At 66.8% G+C, this 16402-nt stretch carries 22 protein-coding genes; all 22 read left to right on the top strand.

The annotated features are described in order from the left end of the window. The first annotated feature begins 68 nt into the window (after positions 1-68). The 22 genes from LAJ50_RS07135 (at position 69) to LAJ50_RS07030 (ending at position 16380) form a co-directional block, all read left to right on the top strand. Positions 69-440 (top strand): hypothetical protein, encoded by a 372-nt coding sequence (locus LAJ50_RS07135; protein WP_138654073.1) that lies wholly within the window; start codon positions 69-71, stop codon positions 438-440. Then, positions 437-616: a hypothetical protein gene (locus LAJ50_RS07130; protein WP_138654075.1), complete on the top strand. Its 180-nt coding sequence runs from the start codon at positions 437-439 to the stop codon at positions 614-616. The genes LAJ50_RS07135 and LAJ50_RS07130 overlap by 4 nt, the downstream gene beginning before the upstream one ends. 143 nt (positions 617-759) lie before the next feature. After that, a complete protein-coding gene (locus LAJ50_RS07125; protein WP_224096504.1) occupies positions 760-924 on the top strand; it encodes a hypothetical protein in 165 nt (54 codons plus the stop codon). Between the two features lie 421 nt (positions 925-1345). After that, on the top strand, positions 1346-1507 hold the full coding sequence (locus tag LAJ50_RS07120) for a hypothetical protein (RefSeq protein ID WP_171044637.1): 162 nt from the start codon (positions 1346-1348) through the stop codon (positions 1505-1507). A 777-nt stretch (positions 1508-2284) separates the two neighbouring features. After that, entirely contained in the window at positions 2285-3184 is a 900-nt protein-coding gene (locus LAJ50_RS07115) for an ATP-binding protein (protein ID WP_138654077.1), read from the top strand. 1 nt (position 3185) lies between these two features. Next, positions 3186-3758, top strand: a complete 573-nt coding sequence (locus LAJ50_RS07110; RefSeq protein ID WP_138654079.1) for a hypothetical protein — start codon at positions 3186-3188, stop codon at positions 3756-3758. A gap of 1 nt (position 3759) precedes the next feature. Further along, a complete protein-coding gene (locus LAJ50_RS07105) occupies positions 3760-3924 on the top strand; it encodes a hypothetical protein (RefSeq protein ID WP_171044638.1) in 165 nt (54 codons plus the stop codon). Next, entirely contained in the window at positions 3921-4403 is a 483-nt protein-coding gene (gene ssb, locus LAJ50_RS07100) for a single-stranded DNA-binding protein (RefSeq protein ID WP_138654081.1), read from the top strand. The genes LAJ50_RS07105 and ssb overlap by 4 nt, the downstream gene beginning before the upstream one ends. 1 nt (position 4404) lies before the next feature. After that, the gene (locus tag LAJ50_RS07095; protein ID WP_138654083.1) at positions 4405-4986 is read left to right on the top strand and encodes an NUMOD4 domain-containing protein; all 582 of its coding nucleotides are present in this window, start codon (positions 4405-4407) and stop codon (positions 4984-4986) included. Continuing rightward, entirely contained in the window at positions 4983-5204 is a 222-nt protein-coding gene (locus LAJ50_RS07090; RefSeq protein ID WP_138654085.1) for a hypothetical protein, read from the top strand. Before LAJ50_RS07095 ends, LAJ50_RS07090 begins: the two co-directional genes overlap by 4 nt. Before the next feature lies 1 nt (position 5205). After that, positions 5206-5940 carry a hypothetical protein gene (locus LAJ50_RS07085; RefSeq protein WP_138654087.1) on the top strand — a complete coding sequence of 245 codons (735 nt, stop codon included), beginning with the start codon at positions 5206-5208 and terminating at the stop codon, positions 5938-5940. A gap of 572 nt (positions 5941-6512) precedes the next feature. Then, positions 6513-6800, top strand: coding sequence for a hypothetical protein (locus LAJ50_RS07080; RefSeq protein WP_138654089.1), 288 nt, complete (start codon positions 6513-6515; stop codon positions 6798-6800). Beyond that, positions 6793-7110: a hypothetical protein gene (locus LAJ50_RS07075; protein ID WP_138654091.1), complete on the top strand. Its 318-nt coding sequence runs from the start codon at positions 6793-6795 to the stop codon at positions 7108-7110. Before LAJ50_RS07080 ends, LAJ50_RS07075 begins: the two co-directional genes overlap by 8 nt. Then, positions 7100-7687 (top strand): DnaJ domain-containing protein, encoded by a 588-nt coding sequence (locus LAJ50_RS07070; protein ID WP_224096551.1) that lies wholly within the window; start codon positions 7100-7102, stop codon positions 7685-7687. Before LAJ50_RS07075 ends, LAJ50_RS07070 begins: the two co-directional genes overlap by 11 nt. Next, positions 7684-7920: a DUF4224 domain-containing protein gene (locus LAJ50_RS07065; protein WP_138654095.1), complete on the top strand. Its 237-nt coding sequence runs from the start codon at positions 7684-7686 to the stop codon at positions 7918-7920. Before LAJ50_RS07070 ends, LAJ50_RS07065 begins: the two co-directional genes overlap by 4 nt. Positions 7921-7994: 74 nt before the next feature. After that, complete coding sequence (locus tag LAJ50_RS07060; protein ID WP_138654097.1) at positions 7995-8945, top strand: integrase; 951 nt, start codon at positions 7995-7997, stop codon at positions 8943-8945. 840 nt (positions 8946-9785) lie between these two features. Further along, entirely contained in the window at positions 9786-10433 is a 648-nt protein-coding gene (locus LAJ50_RS07055; protein ID WP_130551780.1) for a TetR/AcrR family transcriptional regulator C-terminal domain-containing protein, read from the top strand. A 105-nt stretch (positions 10434-10538) separates the two neighbouring features. After that, positions 10539-11630: an efflux RND transporter periplasmic adaptor subunit gene (locus LAJ50_RS07050; protein ID WP_138654099.1), complete on the top strand. Its 1092-nt coding sequence runs from the start codon at positions 10539-10541 to the stop codon at positions 11628-11630. Further along, positions 11627-14716: an efflux RND transporter permease subunit gene (locus tag LAJ50_RS07045; RefSeq protein WP_138654101.1), complete on the top strand. Its 3090-nt coding sequence runs from the start codon at positions 11627-11629 to the stop codon at positions 14714-14716. Before LAJ50_RS07050 ends, LAJ50_RS07045 begins: the two co-directional genes overlap by 4 nt. A gap of 107 nt (positions 14717-14823) precedes the next feature. Continuing rightward, the gene (locus LAJ50_RS07040; protein WP_138654103.1) at positions 14824-15102 is read left to right on the top strand and encodes a hypothetical protein; all 279 of its coding nucleotides are present in this window, start codon (positions 14824-14826) and stop codon (positions 15100-15102) included. A 209-nt stretch (positions 15103-15311) separates the two neighbouring features. After that, a complete protein-coding gene (locus tag LAJ50_RS07035; protein WP_130551919.1) occupies positions 15312-15845 on the top strand; it encodes a lipocalin family protein in 534 nt (177 codons plus the stop codon). Between the two features lie 58 nt (positions 15846-15903). Next, on the top strand, positions 15904-16380 hold the full coding sequence (locus LAJ50_RS07030) for an LEA type 2 family protein (protein WP_138654105.1): 477 nt from the start codon (positions 15904-15906) through the stop codon (positions 16378-16380). Positions 16381-16402 lie beyond the last annotated feature (22 nt).

Raw genomic sequence — 16402 nt, 5'->3', positions numbered from 1 at the left:
GGTGTTCTGCGCCGGGGCTGTTGTGGGCGTTGTTGGCCTGCTCGCATTCCTGACGTGGGGGGTGTGAGATGGCCCTCAAAGCAATCGAGCACGAGATTGATGCACACCTGGAGCGCGTCGAGTCTGCCGAGGACTGGCAGGAGCGTATTGACGGCCGTGCCGCCGAGTTCCGCAAGGACACGAAGAAGATCCGGGAAGCCGAGAGCTGGGTCTCCGGCACGCTAAGCGGCGACTACTACACCCAAGTTTCGCTCGCGCTGTACGCGCTGCATCGCCTTGGCCTCACTCCTGGCGTCACCCGGGCGCTGGAGGGATTGGCGAAGGTCCAGGCCCGCGCGATCGACGGCGAGCTTTCGAAGATGGCCGAAGCCTCCCTCCGCGAGGAAGAGGAGCGCATTGCAACCGATGCCGCCGAAGCGCGGATGGAGCGTGCTGCATGAGCAGCCAGCTTGAGCATGAGGCGATGGCCTTTCTGGCTTCGCTGGTCAAGGCGCTGGATGGAGCCTTCATCAGCTCGTGGCAGTCCACTGCTGAGTGGCAGACGCAGCTGGATGAAGCGCGCGACTTTCTGGCGCGATCAGCCGAGTACGCGGCGCTCAACGGGGAGACGGCATGAGCGCGCATACGCCTGGGCCGTGGGGTCTCGCTGAAATCGTTGAGAACAAATTTTCTAGGACAGATATGCGCCGGGTTAGGTCTGCTAAAGAAGGCTTGGAGCATGGGGCTGTATGCGAAGTCTACGGAGTGCGCGATGGCTCAGTGGCTGCAGCCAACGCCCGCCTGATCGCCGCCGCGCCGGAGCTACTTGCGGTTCTGCAGGAAATCGTCGGCTACAGCGGAGGCGCACAGACTGCGCTCGACGACGAGTACGTGATGGAGCGCGCAGCGGCTGCCCTGGCCAAAGCCACCGGAGCCCAGCCATGACCGCGCCTGTCGCTGTGGATGTGCAGTGGCCTGTTCGGGTTCACCCGGTCGGGCACGGTAAGTGGGCATTCGTCGCAGGTCCGCGTAGTGCGAGTGGGTTCCCTTCCAAGAAGGCCGCCCAAGAAGCGGGAGAGGCGGCACGTGCGAAAGCCTTGGCCCATCGAGGAGCCGCCCCATGACCGACGACATCGAATCGTACCTGTACGAACAGGAGTGCGAAGTGTGGATCGCCCTTCTGTTAGGCGCGGTGCTGGGCTTCATCGCGGGGGTGATCTGTGTCTGATCGATCTCTCCGCCGCGCAACCCGCATCTGCTGGGTCGTGTTGATCGCATTTGGCGGCTACGCGGTGCCGATGCGGCTCCACGAAATCTACACCTGCGGCTGGGAGTGCCCGGCCCAACTGATCGCAAAGGAACCGAGATGAAGACTTCCAACGAGTACAACGCCCTCCTCATGGCCTGCAAAAGGATTGCAGACGGCCCGCAAACCTACAGCGAAGCCAAGACTGCTGACGATTGGGCGGAATTTTATCTGGAGCAGGCCAAGGGCGAAACCAACCTCAATGAAAAGGAACCGCAATGACCTTCCGAATCCACTTTGAGCTTTCAGATGGATCGACTGACTCCGTTGTTGTTTCGGGCGATTCGATCGAGGAGATACAGCGGCAAGCGGCGCATGAGCTTTCTGAGCGAAACGGACTCAACCCATGGTCAGAGCAGGTCTCATGACCCCCGACCCCGACGCCTACCTATTCGACGAGCCCGACTTCCAGCGCGTGTTCGGCGACATCCCGATGCCGGAGCCGCTGGAGTCCGAAGGAGAACGCGATGAGTGAGTGGTTCCCTATTAGCTCTGCGCCATTCAACGAATCCATTTTGGTATTCGCAGGCGGCCAGCAGTACGTGGCGTGGTTCCAAGACGATGCCACGGACCCATGGCACGAGGACGGCGACCCAGAATCAGACAAGAACGGCTCGTGGTGCGTCACAGACAACAAGCTTGGTCCGTTCGCATTGCGCGGCAGTAGGCCGACTCACTGGAGGCCCCTCCCTGATCCACCGGCAAGCGAGTAACGACTACGGAGAGGAATGCGCAGGCTGATGCGCGATAAGGGAGCGGCATCCATACCGGGATAGCAATCACCCGGCGGGGCGTGGCGGACATAGCCCAGGCTCTGAACAAGCTCTCGGAGATCCGAAAGCCGGAGATCAGCACCGGCCCTCTCCACCCAAATCGGAGGCTACAGCGGCACTGCCGCCTCACACCTCGCCGGACAGCGTAACCGGCACCAATTCCCACGCCAGCCGGCGGCGCCTCAGGGCCGGCACCTATACCCACACGCCAATTGGAGTTCTAACAATGGCCCTTCGCATCACTGCCGCAACCGATCCGATCACCGTTGACCGCCTGAACGTGTGCATCTATGCCGCGCCTGGTCTCGGCAAGACTTCCCTCGCCTTCACTGCCGAAGCCCCGCTGCTGCTGGACTTCGATCAGGGCGCCCACCGCGCGGCCAATCGAAAGGACACGGTGCGGGTGTCCTCTTGGACTGACGTGGCCAGCATCACCGACGACGACCTGGCGGCCTATAAGACCGTCATCGTGGACACTGCCGGCCGGGCGCTGGACATCCTGACGGCCGACATCATCCGGCGAGACGCCAAGAAGGGGCGCGGCGGTGCGCTGACGCTCCAGGGCTACGGCAGCCTCAAGGCAGAGTTCGTTGCCTGGCTCAAGCACCTCAACACGCTGGGCAAGGATGTCGTGCTGATTGCCCACATGGACGAGCAGCGCAACGGTGACGAAATCATCGAGCGTCTGGACGTTCAGGGCGGCAGTAAGGGCGAGATCTACAAGGCGGCTGACGCAATGGGCCGGCTGGTCATCCGTGATGGCAAGCGCTGGCTGAACTTCAGCCCGACCGATGCGGCGTTCGGAAAGAACCCGGGGCAGCTTGACCCGCTCATGGTGCCGCCGAAGGACTCGCCGGAGTTCGACACGTTCCTGGCCACGGTCATCGCCGAGATCAAGGCGAAGCTCAACGCGCTCACAGAGGACCAGCGCAAGGCGCAGGGAGTGTTGGACAAGTGGCGCGCGTCACTGAACGACGTGGAGGATCTGGAAGGCATCAATGGGCTCGTGGCCGAGGCGAAGGAGGCTCCCAAGGCCGTCAAGGCGCTGATCCATGACCGAGCCACCAAGTTGGGCTTTGTTGCCGACCGCAAGGCCGGCAACTACACCGCCGCACAAGCCGCCTGACATGCTGGCTCGGGTCTCCAACATCGAGAGCTTCCGGCGCTGGCGGGAAGACGAGGAACAGACCGTTGAGCAGTTGGTGCAATGGCTGACGACGGACAACCCGTCCGAAGCCATGCTGGCCGGCACGGCGTTCCACAAGGCGCTGGAGGATGCGGCTCCGGGCGAATACACCGAGATGGAGGCCCTGGGTCACAAATTCATTTTGCCCGACTGCGATCTGGCATTGCCGACGATTCGCGAGCTGCGGTCATACGGCATGTATGGCCCTCTGCGCGTCACCGGACAGGTTGACGGTCTGCAGGGCCGGCGGGTAATCGACCACAAGACCACCAGCCGGTTCGACGCGGAGCGTTATCTGGACGGATACCAGTGGCGCTACTACTTGGATCTGTTCGAGGCCGACGTATTCCGCTGGAACGTATTCGTGGTCAAGCGCGTGGACCACCAGGTCTACGAGGTCTCGCCGCCGCAGACCTTGGAGGCATACCGCTACCCAGGCATGCGCCAGGACTGCGAACGCCTCGCTGCGGACTACTACGAGTTCGCCAACCAGCATCTGCGACAGGCCGCCTGACATGCGCCACGACCAGCAGACCGACCTGTTCCGGGATGACCCCAAGCGCATGGCCGAAGTCTGGCGCCAAGCCGCTGAGACATCCCGCAAGCAGTTCCCGGAAGACGACGCGCGATACGCGCACTACATGACAGAAGCCGAACGCCTGGAGGCGATTGCACGATGAGCCGAGGTATCAACAAGGTCATCCTGGTGGGCAACCTGGGCAATGACCCGGACACTAAGTACACGCAAAGCGGCATGGCCGTCACCCGGATCAGCCTGGCGACCACCAGCGTCCGCAAGGACAAAGAAGGAGACCAGCAGGAGCGGACCGAATGGCACCGTGTGGTGTTCTTCGGGAAGCTCGGTGAGATCGCCGGTGAATACCTGCGCAAGGGTTCGCAGGTCTACGTCGAGGGCGAGCTGCGCTACGACAAGTACACCGGCCAGGACGGCGTGGAGAAGTACACCACCGACATCGTGTGCAACGAGATGCAGATGCTCGGCGGACGTGGCGACGGCCAGCAGCAAGGCCGCTCCAGCTCCACCGGCAGCCGAGGCGGCGCTCCGCAGCGTGAGAGGCCGCAGCGGGCGACCGATCAGCCGCGTGATTACTTCACCGACGACGACATTCCCTTCCTAACCAACCGCGGGAGCTGGTGACATGCACATCCCAGACGAAGCGGTGGAGGAGTGGCGAGACATACCTGGCTGGGAGGGTCTTTATCGCGTCTCCAGCGCTGGGCGCATCTTTTCAATCCGGAAGCAACAAATCATCAAGAGCCATCTGCAGAGCACTGGGCGGCAATTCGTTTCGCTATATAGAGCCGGAAAGGGCAAGAACATGGGAGTCCATAGAATCGTTTGCGAGGCTTTCCACGGCCCTCCGCAAGGGAAGCAGGAATGCAACCACATCGACGGAGACCCACTAAACAACACTCCCGGCAACCTGGAGTGGTGTAGCCGAAGCTACAACCAACTGCATGCGATCTACCTTCTCGGCCACTTGAGAAAGAGGGTGGCCTGCTACGACCAAGTAACTGGAGAGAAGATCGCCGAGTACCCGTCAATGGCATCCGCTGAGGAGTTCGGATTCGACAGCGGAAAGATAAGCCAATGCGTTAGTGGGAAGCGGAAGCTGCATGGCGGACTCAAGTGGCTCTCATTGGAGGATGAGGCTTCCTACAAAACAACCCTCAAGTATCCGAGACCCTCAACCATTGCCCTCAAGGAGCCGCAGCCGTGAATGACGAGGAACTGCTGGACACGATCCAGGACGCCATCGACGGCTTCCCCACGATCTCTCCCGAGGTGTGGCAGGCGGTCAAGGCACGCATCGACCGCCTCGCCCGTGTGGAGGCGCTGGCGGATGAGTGGGACAAGACAGCCGAAGTGACTCACTACACAAGCGGCATGCAGGTGCATTGCTCCGAAGAACTCCGCCAAGCCCTCAAGGGAGAGTGACATGACTGACAACGAGTGGGTGCTGGTGCCGCGCACCGTTACGGCCGAAATGGAAGCGGTCTATGCGAACGACACCGGCGCGTATCCTGATGCCCAGTCGCTCCACGATGCCATGCTAGCCGCCGCCCCCTCGCCGCCCACCGCCGTCGACCAGAGCGAGCTGGTGCGCTTCGTGCGGCTGGCCGCAGACAACATCGAGCAAGCGCTCGCACTAAAGTCGGTGGACGTTCTTACCACGCTAGAGCCGGGCGACCTGCGTCAAGCTGCTGACGCCCTCGCATCCCTGAACGCCAAGGCCGCCGCCCCTGCGCCGGGTGTGGGCGATGAAGTGATCGCACGTGTGTTTCGCAACTCTGGCGTGCCTGCAAAGATCGTAGCCTGCCAGCCCATAACGCCGGACGATTGGCTCGCTTTCGGACGGGCGTGCGCCGATGCCGCCCCGCCCGCGCCCCATGGGGATGCGCTGACGGCCCAGGAGCGCCATGTCATTGAGGCCCTGCTGGACCTGGCCTACAAAGCCTGGTGTCTGGCCGACGACTCGGAGGACATAGGAGACAGCCACAACGTCGAGGCGGCCGACTTCGACGCCCTGTCCAATGCGCTGGACGTGCTGCAGGCACTACCCGACGACCAGCCCGGCTACACGATGGGCGAAGCCGCGAAGGCTCGCTGGGCCTTGCGCAGGCTGATCGGGACCGACGCCGCCATCGCCGTCCAGGCAAAGGGTGGTGCGTGATGGGCGTTCGTGCCGGTCAGGGTTACGGCAGCCGCAAGCCCAAGCGCGCCGTTTGCCCTGAGTGCCATAAGAAGGGGGTTACGCAGTTCCAAGCGATCCCTGGCGGGCAAGTGCGCTATTGCCAGTATTGCCAAGCGTCATGGGGCGTTTCCGGATGGCACGTTGCCACAGCTTCGACGACTGACAAGGATATTGAACCTCGATTTCAGCTGTTTCTGAACGAACAGCGAGGAAACGAGTTCAACTACCTCGCAGCGGAGCGGAAAGCGTTCTACGCCGGTTTCCGAGCCGCCATCGCCGCCCAGGCCGGGGAGGTGCGGAATGGTTAGCGCAATGCGGCTTGTGCCCAGGCTGAAGGCCAACCCTGTCAACTACGCCGGCTGCTACTCCCTCGACCTGTACTGCAAGTACGAGAGCGCGCAGCACCGGCATGGGGAATTCCCGCACAGCTACACGTCGGAGAGCGGAGAGGGCGCGCGGGCGCAGGCGCGTCGCGTGGGATGGCTCATCCACCGTGACCGCACCGCGACCTGCCCGAAGTGCGCCGCCCAGCTTGGGAATGGAGATGGGGCGTGAGCCAGGTGATCGTTTTCCCGCGCGGTCAGCTATCGAGCGAAGACCGCGCGCGGATGGAAGCAATCGGTGTCGTGGCGGTGGAGGTCGATACCCCAAGCGAGGTGGTGACCATCATCCCAGCGGCCGCCATCCACAGCCCCGACGACATGCTGATGTCGGCGCTAACTGCGGTGAACGAAACGAGCTACGACAGCGTGTCGAAACGATTCGCCAGCGAGTTGTATCGCCGCATGAAAAATGCGGAGGCGCGCCGCGCACAACAGGAGGCCAGCAGCGATGAGTGACAAGATGCCTTGCCCCGAATGCGACCTTCGGCGCGATGAATCCTTCTCTGCCCTGGCGCTGCTGTCCCGCATGCGCACGGCCTGCGGCGACAACGGAACCCGGATGCAAGACGAGCTTGAGGACTACCTGCGCGGGTTGAAGCGCGATGCGGAGCGCTACAGGTGGCTTCGGTCACTGAGTAGCAGCTGTGATGCGGAGGCATGCGTGAATTTCAACCTGGGCTTCGATTGGCAAGAGGCTCACGGTCCTGAACTCGACGCAGCAATCGACGCGGCGAGGGCCGCGCGGGAGGGTGGTGATGGCCGTTGACGCATTCCCCTTGCAGTGGCCAGCCGGCTGGAAGCGCACGCCTGCGAATCGCCGCGAGCGCGGCAGCTTCGACACCGCTTTCGCCAAGGCGCGTGACGGCCTGATGGCCGAGATCGGCCGCATGGGCGGCAGGCTGCCGGTGCTGTCCAGCAACATGGTACTGCGCCGCGACGGACTCCCCTACGCCCAGCAGCCGCGCATCGAAGACCCGGGGATCGCCGTCTACTTCGGCTACAAGGGCCAACAGATGTGCTTCGCCTGCGACCGATACGCGACCGTCGAGGCCAACACCCAAGCGATCCGGAAGACGATCGAGGCGCTGCGCGGCATCGAGCGGTGGGGCGCCTCGGACATGATGGAGCGCGCGTTCACTGGCTTCGCCCAGTTGGCCGCGCCGGCCGACGTTCGAACCTGGTGGCAGGTGCTGGACGTGTTCCCTGAAGCGTCTGCGTCTGACATCAGGGCTCAGTATCAACGCCTGCGCGCGCGCCATCACCCGGACCGCGGCGGCAAGCCGGAAGACTTCCGTGCGGTCCAGACCGCCTACGAGCAGGCAGTGAAGGAAGGGCGAGCATGAGCGAGTCAACCCACCTCACGCCGGCCGAGATCCAGGAGGCCAGCGGCGCGCACCACAAGGTGAAGCAGATGGCCTGGTTCCTACAGCTCGGTGTGCCGGCGGTTCTCGGCGCTGACGGCAAGGTCAAGGTGCTGCGCGCCGCCTACCATGCCAAGATGATGCCCAGCGGCACCGTGACGCGCACGCGCGCGAAAACCGAACCCCGACTGGATCTGCTGAAGAAGGCCGGCTGATGGCGCGCCCGCGGTCAAAGCACACAGGTCTCCCGTCCTACTGCTACCGAGACGCGAAGAACGGGAAGCTCTTCATGCTGCACCCGGCGGGCGTGGACGCCAACGGCAAGCCGAAGATGCAGCGCAAGACCTACGCCGACCTGGACGCCCTGCTGAGCGCTTGGCGCACGACGTGGGGAGAGGCCGGGCGGGAAGGCGCCACGACCGTGGGCGACTTGCTGGATGGCCTGCTGAGCGTCACGGTCGGCAGGGTCAAGGACGGCGACCTGGCCCAATCGACCGCGACCGACTACCAGCGCCGGATCGCGAACCTCAGGCCCATCTGGGCCAAGGTCCGCATCGAGGACGTCGACGTGCCGATGCTGTACCGCTGGCGCGACGCGCGCGGCCAGAGCGGCAAGACCCAGGCCAACCGTGAGCGGACGTGCCTCTATGAGGCGTTCAAGCTGGCCGTGAACGCCGGCGTCCTGAAGGACAACCCGGTGCGCTTCCTCGATCCGTTCAAGGAGAAGCCGCGCACGCGCTACGTGACCGACGCCGAGTTCAACCTGGTCTACGCCCAGGCCACCCCGATCGTGCGCGCCGCGATGCTGCTGGCGGCCGTGACCGGCCTGCGCCAGGGAGACCTGCTGCGCGTGCGGCGCAGCGACTTCGGCGACGACGGCCTGACGGTGGGCACCAGCAAGACCGGCGCCGGCCTGGTCATCGGCTGGTCGGATGGGCTGCGCCGGGCCGTGGTCGAGGCCGTCGGCACGCGGGACTTCATCCCCCTGGTGCTGCTCTCCACCGAGGACGGCAAGCCCTACACCGGGAGCGGCTTCCGGACGCTCTGGCACCGGGCGCGCGCGCGGGCGCTTGAGCAGGCGAAGAAGGACGGCGTGGTCCTGCGCACCTTCACCTTCAACGACCTGCGGGCCAAGGCCGGCAGCGATGGCCGGGACTGGAATCTGCTGGGCCACATGGACCGCCGCACCTTCGAGCGGATCTACAACCGGCTGCCCCGGAAGGTCGCCGCGGCGCGCTAAAAACGCCTCTCGGCGCCCAGGCGAAACAACGGCTTACGTGGCGTCTCGGACGCCCGAATTTTGACCGCGCTCCTGGCGCAAGCGGTTGACCGAGAAGGGGATGATGGTCCCGCGAATCTCTGATTGAAAATCCCTGTGTCGGGGGTTCGATTCCCTCCCCGGCCACCACCTTGGTGGCGATCTAAGCGTTACGGAACAAGGCCTTGCAGCGATGCGAGGCCTTTTTCATTACAGCGTTTCGTTTCCCTGCGCGGTGGGGACGATCACGCGTCCCGATGCTGGCCCCACGGTGCAGGAGCGTCACGCGATGGACATGACGCTCCATTACGGTCGTTGGCTGGACGGTGGGAGATCACGTCATGGCAAAGGGTCACGATCGACAGTCGACGCCGCGACAGGATCGGCGGCCCGCGCGCCGCAAATCCGCGGTCGCGCTTCCACGGTCCCAATACCGCCAGGCCGTGCTGCCCAAGCCGGTCGAAGCCTCCTCCCCGAACGAACCGACGCTCCCATAGCGTCCGCGGCGATTTCGCGAAGGAGAGCGGGCCGCTGCCGGACGGCAGCTGCCATCCGCCAGCCGGGCCATGTCCTACCGCGGGTCGCGACGTCGTGGCGCTCCGGCTCGAATGGTTGAGCGCCATCGCCTGCGCCGACTGTAGGGGCGAATCCGGCCAGCGCACCTGCCGCCAGCCGATGTCCTCGCAGGCATGTCCGCTGCAGTACGGCGGCGTCGGATAACCGCCATTTCTTTCTTCGATTGCGGGCCCGCAGGGCGTTGCCAACTCGCCCTAACACCGTTAGAGTCCGCAACCTAACGCTGTTAGACGCCACGCCACGCTCATGCGCAGCCCGCTCACGCAGGACCACATTCTCCAGGCGGCGTTTCGTCAGCTCGACGAGGCGGGCATGGAGGGCATCAGCCTGCGCAAGCTGGCGTGCAGCCTGGGGATCCGTGCGCCATCGCTGTACTGGCACTTCAAGAGCAAGCAGGCGCTGATCGATGCGCTGGCCGATGCGCTGATTGCCGAGGTGGCGCGTGACATTCCACAGGGACAGGACTGGCGGACCACGATGCATCAGATCGCAAGCGAGTTCCGCACCGCGTTCAAGGCGCACCGCGATGGCGCGCGCGTGTTCGCGGGCACCTTTTTGGCCACCGAGAACATGCTGCGCGTGGGCGATGCGACCATCGCGGCGCTGCTGCAGGCCGGCGCGTCGGTGGAATTCGCCGCGAGCACGGCGCTGGATTCGGTCTACTACGTGATGGGCTTCGTGATCGAGGAGCAGGCGATGCCGGCCGACCCTGACGCACTGGAAGGCGTACAGCAGGCGTTCTTCGAACTGGCCAAGACGCGCTTCCCGCATTGCTGGGCCGCGCGCGAGGTGCTGGCCGAACCGAACTTCGACGCGCGCTTCCGCAACGGCATCGACCTGCTCCTGGACGGGGTCGAGCAACAGATCCGCAGACAGTCCTTCGTTCCACATTGATCCATCCCGGGACGCTTCCCGGACCCACGCTGTTTCCACAGCCACGCACGGACGGATCGACGTCCCGCGCCAGCCAGCACCTCTCTCTCCAATCCGGTTTTCCTTATGCGTGCGCCACTTCTGCGTTGGTCCCTGCTGCTCGCCGCCCTGCCCCTGTTCGCCGCCTGCGGCGGCGCCGAAGACAAGCCTGCCGAAGGCTCCTCGGCGCTGGCGGTCGCGATGACGCCGGCGCGCGCCTATCCGCTGGCGCGCAGCGTGATCGTGTCCGGCCCGGTGTCGGCGTATGAGGAAATGCAGCTCGGCGTCGAGCTGAGCGGCCAGCGCATCACCCGGTTGAACGTGGATGTCGGCCAGGCGGTGAAGCGGGGCCAGGTCCTGCTGGAACTGGACCACCGCACGCTCGACAGCGAGGTGGCCCAGGCCGACGCCGCCGCCCAGCAGGCCAAGGCCGCGCTGGAGCTGGCGCAGGCCAAGCAGACGCGCGGTGAGAAGCTCGCGGCCTCGCAGCTGATCAGCGCCAGCGACCTGGACGAACTGCGCGCCACCGCGACCCAGGCCAGGGCGCAGCTGGCCACCGCGCGCGCCGCGCTGGACGCGGCCAGGCTGCAGCGCGATTTCGCCGAGCTGCGCGCGCCCGCCGATGGTGTGATCTCCAAGCGCCTGATCCAGCCCGGACAGGTCGTGTCGGCCGGCAGCGAGCTGCTGCGCCTGATCCGCGACGGCCGCCTGGAATGGCGCGCCGAACTGCCCGAATCACAGCTGGCCGACGTGGCCGTCGGCAACCCGGTGGCCCTGACCTACGACGGCCAGCCGATCGCCGGGCGCGTGCGCGCGGTGACCCCGGGCGTGGATGCGCAGACGCGCACCGGCACGGTGTACGCCGACCTGCCGGCACCCGGCCCGCTCAAGCCGGGTACCTTCATCGAGGGCCGCATCCTCACCGGCGACGGCCAGGCGCTGATGGTGCCGAGCACGGCCATCGTCCAGCGCGACGGCCACAGCTACGTGTTCACGCCGAAAGACAAGGACAGCGTGAGCCGCCGGCGCGTGCGCACCGGCCAGACCGTGCAGGGCCGCACCGAGATCGTCGAAGGCCTGAAGGCCGGCGAGCAGGTCGTGTCCGAGGGCGCCGGCTTCCTCGGCGACGGCGACCGCGTGCGCGTGGTCGAGGCCGGCAAGGGAGCGCGCGCACCATGAACTTCTCCGCCTGGGCCATTCGCCGGCCGCTGCCGGCGCTGATGCTGTTCTTCGTGCTGTGCGTGGCCGGCCTGTGGGGCTTCCACGAACTTCCCGTCGCGCGCTTCCCCGACATCGCCTTCCCGATGACCACCGTCACGGTGACCCAGCCGGGCGCCTCGCCCAGCCAGCTGGAGGCCGAGGTCACGCGCAAGGTCGAGGACTCGGTGGCGACGATCAACAACGTCAAGCGCGTGATGTCCACCGTCAGCGAGGGCGTCAGCACCACCAGCATCGAGTTCCAGCTGGAGGCCGACCTCGGCACCGCGCTGGACGACACCCGCGATGCGGTCACCCGCATCCGCACCGACCTGCCGCAGGACATCCAGGAACCGGTGATCTCCAAGGTGGACATCGGCGGCTCGCTGATGACCTACGCGGTGGTCGCCCCGCGGATGAGCCCGGACGAAGCCAGCTGGTTCGTCGACCGCGAGATCGCGCGCGCGATGTACGGCGTGCCCGGCGTGGCGCGGGTCACGCGCGTGGGCGGCGTGGAGCGCCAGGTGCGCGTGGACCTGGATCCGAACGCCCTGCTCGCCTTCGGCATCACCGCCGGCGACGTCTCCCAGCAGCTGGCCAGGATCCAGGTCGAGCGCGCCGGCGGCAAGGCCGAGCTGGACGGCGCGCAACAGACCATCCGCACCCTGGGCACCGTGGCCGATGCGCAGGCGCTGCGCGACTACTCGATCAGCCTGCCGGACGGGCGCTCGGTGCGCCTGTCGGCGCTGGCCACCGTCACCGACGCCGCCGCCGATCCGAGCGAGGCCGCGCTGCTGGACGGCAAGCACGTGGTCGCGTTCTCGATGTCGCGCACGCGCGGCTCCAGCGAGGTCAAGGTCGAGGCCGGCGTGCACAAGGCGCTGGACGCGCTCAAGGCTGCTCATCCCGGCGTGGACTTCCGCCTGGTCACCACCGCCATCGACGAGACCCATCGCTCCTACGATTCGTCGATGACCATGCTCTACGAGGGCGCGCTGCTGGCGCTGCTGGTGGTGTGGGCGTTCCTGCGCGACTGGCGCGCGACCTGGGTCTCGGCGCTGGCCCTGCCGCTGTCGATCATCCCGACCTTCGCGGTGATGCACTGGTTCGGCTTCACGCTCAACATGATCACCCTGCTGGCGCTGTCGGTGGTGGTCGGCATCCTGGTCGACGATGCGATCGTGGAGATCGAGAACATCGTGCGCCACCTGCGCATGGGCAAGCCGCCGCTGGAGGCCGCGCGCGAGGCCGCCGGCGAGATCGGCAACGCCGTCATCGCCACCTCGCTGACGCTGGCGGCGGTGTTCGTGCCGGTGGCCTTCATGCCCGGCATCGCCGGCAAGTTCTTCCGCGAGTTCGGCTGGACCGCGGCCACCGCGGTGCTGTTCTCGCTGCTGGTCGCGCGCCTGCTCACGCCGATGATGGCCGCCTACCTGCTCAAGCCGCACGGCGAGGAGAAGGCCGAATCGCGGCTGATGACCTGGTACCTGGGCTGGGTGGACGCGGCGCTGCGCCACCGCGGGCGCACGCTGTGGATCGCCACGGGGCTGTTCGTCGCCTCGCTGGCGCTGGTGCCGCTGATCCCGGCGACCTTCATCCCGCAGTCCGACCTGGGCCGCAGCAACCTCAGCCTGGAGCTACCGCCCGGCACGCGGCTGGAGGACACCGTGGCCGTGGCCGAACGTGCCCGCGCCCTGCTCAAGGGCATCCCCGAACTCAAGCAGGTCTATACCGCGGTGGGCAGCGTGCTGGACCTGGGCGATCCGTCCACCACCGGCGTGGCCGATCCGCGCAAGGCGACCCTGGTGCTGGACTGGGGCGCGGCCAACACGCGCAAGCGCGACCAGCGCGCGCTGGAGCGCGACGCGCGGGCGCGCCTGGCCGATCTGCCCGGCGTGCGCGTGAGCTATGTCAGCTCCGAGCCGGGCAACCTGCTGCAGCTGGTGCTGTCCGGCGACGACCCGCAGCGCCTGCAGGACGCCTCGCTGGCGCTGGAACGCGACCTGCGCAACATCCCGGGCCTGGGCAGCGTGACCTCGACCGCCTCACTGCTGCGCCCGGAGATCCAGATCGTGCCCAATCCGGCGCGCGCGGCCGACCTGGGCGTGTCCACCGCCGACATCGCCGAGGCCGCGCGCATCGCGACCGCCGGCGACTACGAGCAGCGCCTGGCCAAGCTCAACCTGCCCGATCGCCAGGTTCCGATCCGCGTGGGCTTCTCCGAGGCGACGCTGTCCAATCCGGCGCTGATCGGCCAGCTGCGCGTACCCGGCCGCTACGGTCCGGTGCCGCTGGCGGCGGTCGCCGACATCGAGCCGGGCAGCGGCCCCTCGCAGATCTCGCGCTACCAACGCCAGCGCAACGTCACCCTCACCGCCGAGCTCAACGGCCGGCCACTGGGCGAGGTCATGGACACGGTGCAGAAGCTGCCCAGCGTGCAGCACCTGCCGCCGGGCGTGAGCTTCCTCAACACCGGCGATGCGGAGGTGTTCGTGGAGTTGTTCGTCGGCTTCCTGCTGGCGATGGCCGCCGGCATCGCCTGCATCTACATGGTGCTGCTGCTGCTGTTCAACCACGCGCTGATGCCGATGACGATCCTGATCGCCGTGCCGCTGTGCGCGGGCGGCGCGTTCGGCGCGCTGCTGCTCACCCAGAACATGCTCTCGCTGCCGGCGCTGATCGGTCTGCTGATGCTGATCGGCATCGCCACCAAGAACTCGATCCTGCTGGTGGACTACGCGGTGATCGCCGAGGACGAGCACGGCCTGAGCCAGCACGACGCCCTGATCGACGCCTGCCGCAAGCGCGCCCAGCCGATCATCATGACCACCCTGGCCATGGGCGCGGGCATGATGCCGATCGCGCTGGGCTTCGCCGGCGATTCCAGCTTCCGCGCGCCGATGGCCATCGCCGTGATTGGCGGCCTGGTGACCTCCACGCTGCTGAGCCTGATCGTGATCCCGGCGGCCTTCACCCTGATCGACGACATCGGCGAATGGCTGTCGCGCAAGCTGCGGCGGCGCTCGTCGCATCCGGACGCCAGCGCGGCCTCGCATCCGGGCACCTGATGGCGGCGGACGGCGGGATGCCAGGGCCCGCCGTCCAGCCCTCTCCGGCTCGGCGCGCGCCCCTGCGCCATCACCAGGCCGCCACGTCGCTGTGACAGGTTTTTCGCATGATCTCCCGTAGGCTTGATCCTGGTTTCATCAAGCGCGCGGGGGTACGATTGGAACGCAGGTTCGGGGAGTACGAGGTCGTGACCTCGTTTCTGGTGGACGCGCCCAATCGCTGCCTGCGCGGCGTGCTGATGGTCTATGGGCCGAACGGCGCGCTGCTGCGCACGGTGCCGGCGACCGGGCCGTCGATGTCGCGGTCGGACATGGACGAGCAGATGCGCCGCCTGCTCGAGACTATCGCAGGCATCGAACCCGACGGTACGCCGCGTTACCGTTGACCTTGCTGTCGGCGCGCGCTTGCCGCTCGCCAAGACGCTGGGATCAGGCACGCGCCGGCCCCCTGCCCGCTGAGGCCCTGCCACCCAGGCGGAACGTGCAGGACCGGACTCCGTTCCGCGGCCGACACCGCGCGGATGCCCCGAGCGCCGGGCTGGGCCACACTGGACGCCCCCTGACGGAGGCGCGCATGTCCCGGATCCTCACCTCGATGTCCTGCCTGGCGCTCCTGGCGCTGGGGCTGCTGCCGGCGGCGGCGCGCGCGGCCGAGCCGGTGTTCTCCTCGGTGCCCGCGCTCGACGTCTCCCGCTACGCCGGGCAGTGGCACGAGATCGCCCACCTGCCCAACCGCTTCCAGGAAGACTGCGCCGGGGAGATCACCGCCACCTACACCCTGCGCGCCGCCGGGCATCTGGGCGTGCGCAACGCCTGCCTGGGCAAGGACGGCCGCCAGATCGTGGCCGACGGCGAGGCGCGGCCGGTCGCCGGCCAGCCCGGCCAGCTGCAGGTGCGCTTCGCGCCCGGCTGGCTGTCCTGGCTGCCGTGGGTCTGGGCCGACTACTGGGTGATCGATCTGGATCCGGACTACACCTGGGCCGTGGTGGGCGAGCCCGGCCGCGAGTACTTCTGGATCCTCTCGCGCGAACCGACCATGGACCGCACGCTGTTCGATGCGATCAGGCTGCGCGCCGGCCAGCTCGGCTACGACCTGTCCGACCTGGTGGTCAGCGCCCCCCTGCGCTGAAGGCCGGCCACCGCCGCGTGTATCCTCGCCCGCGTCCCGATCACGCCGGTTCCCGCCCATGCCCCGAACCCATCGCCTCCTGCTGCTCCTGCTCTGCGCCATCGCGCTGACCGCCTGCCATCGCGGCCTGGTCAAGCGCGTATCCGAACCATCGGTCAGCCTGCAGCAGGTGACCGTGGGCACCGACGGACGCTGGCAGGTCGAACTGCGCGTGCAGAACTACAGCAACATCCCGATGCGCTTCGAGGACATCGATCTGGCGGTCACCGTCGCGGGCCAGGATGCCGGCCCCCTGCGCGCCACTCCCGGCTACACCATCGGACCCGAGGCGGCCGACGTGGTCGGCGTGAACTTCACCCCCACGGCCAACGCACGCATGGCCGTGGCCGGCGCGCTGGCCAGCGGCCAGCCGCTGCCCTACACCCTCAAGGGCACCGTGCGCGCCACGCCCGAGGACCAGAGCGTGCGCAGCTTCGACCTGGACCTGCACAGCAGCCTGAGCGCCGCACCGGGCCTGGCCGGCGTGCTGCGCTAGGAAGCGGCCTCGCCGGAGCACT

Origin of the sequence: Pseudoxanthomonas sp. X-1 (assembly GCF_020042665.1) — a bacterium.
Taxonomy (GTDB): domain Bacteria; phylum Pseudomonadota; class Gammaproteobacteria; order Xanthomonadales; family Xanthomonadaceae; genus Pseudoxanthomonas_A; species Pseudoxanthomonas_A spadix_A.
The sequence above is the reverse complement of the archived record's forward strand: the minus strand, read 5'-3'. Positions and strand labels throughout refer to the sequence as shown.

Coding starts and splice junctions, on each gene's coding strand:
- LAJ50_RS07135 (WP_138654073.1), top strand. CDS start 69: ATGGCCCTCAAAGCAATCGAGCACGAGATTGATGCACACCTGGAGCGC.
- LAJ50_RS07130 (WP_138654075.1), top strand. CDS start 437: ATGAGCAGCCAGCTTGAGCATGAGGCGATGGCCTTTCTGGCTTCGCTG.
- LAJ50_RS07120 (WP_171044637.1), top strand. CDS start 1,346: ATGAAGACTTCCAACGAGTACAACGCCCTCCTCATGGCCTGCAAAAGG.
- LAJ50_RS07115 (WP_138654077.1), top strand. CDS start 2,285: ATGGCCCTTCGCATCACTGCCGCAACCGATCCGATCACCGTTGACCGC.
- LAJ50_RS07110 (WP_138654079.1), top strand. CDS start 3,186: ATGCTGGCTCGGGTCTCCAACATCGAGAGCTTCCGGCGCTGGCGGGAA.
- LAJ50_RS07105 (WP_171044638.1), top strand. CDS start 3,760: ATGCGCCACGACCAGCAGACCGACCTGTTCCGGGATGACCCCAAGCGC.
- ssb (WP_138654081.1), top strand. CDS start 3,921: ATGAGCCGAGGTATCAACAAGGTCATCCTGGTGGGCAACCTGGGCAAT.
- LAJ50_RS07095 (WP_138654083.1), top strand. CDS start 4,405: ATGCACATCCCAGACGAAGCGGTGGAGGAGTGGCGAGACATACCTGGC.
- LAJ50_RS07085 (WP_138654087.1), top strand. CDS start 5,206: ATGACTGACAACGAGTGGGTGCTGGTGCCGCGCACCGTTACGGCCGAA.
- LAJ50_RS07075 (WP_138654091.1), top strand. CDS start 6,793: ATGAGTGACAAGATGCCTTGCCCCGAATGCGACCTTCGGCGCGATGAA.
- LAJ50_RS07070 (WP_224096551.1), top strand. CDS start 7,100: ATGGCCGTTGACGCATTCCCCTTGCAGTGGCCAGCCGGCTGGAAGCGC.
- LAJ50_RS07065 (WP_138654095.1), top strand. CDS start 7,684: ATGAGCGAGTCAACCCACCTCACGCCGGCCGAGATCCAGGAGGCCAGC.
- LAJ50_RS07060 (WP_138654097.1), top strand. CDS start 7,995: ATGCTGCACCCGGCGGGCGTGGACGCCAACGGCAAGCCGAAGATGCAG.
- LAJ50_RS07055 (WP_130551780.1), top strand. CDS start 9,786: ATGCGCAGCCCGCTCACGCAGGACCACATTCTCCAGGCGGCGTTTCGT.
- LAJ50_RS07050 (WP_138654099.1), top strand. CDS start 10,539: ATGCGTGCGCCACTTCTGCGTTGGTCCCTGCTGCTCGCCGCCCTGCCC.
- LAJ50_RS07045 (WP_138654101.1), top strand. CDS start 11,627: ATGAACTTCTCCGCCTGGGCCATTCGCCGGCCGCTGCCGGCGCTGATG.
- LAJ50_RS07040 (WP_138654103.1), top strand. CDS start 14,824: ATGATCTCCCGTAGGCTTGATCCTGGTTTCATCAAGCGCGCGGGGGTA.
- LAJ50_RS07035 (WP_130551919.1), top strand. CDS start 15,312: ATGTCCTGCCTGGCGCTCCTGGCGCTGGGGCTGCTGCCGGCGGCGGCG.
- LAJ50_RS07030 (WP_138654105.1), top strand. CDS start 15,904: ATGCCCCGAACCCATCGCCTCCTGCTGCTCCTGCTCTGCGCCATCGCG.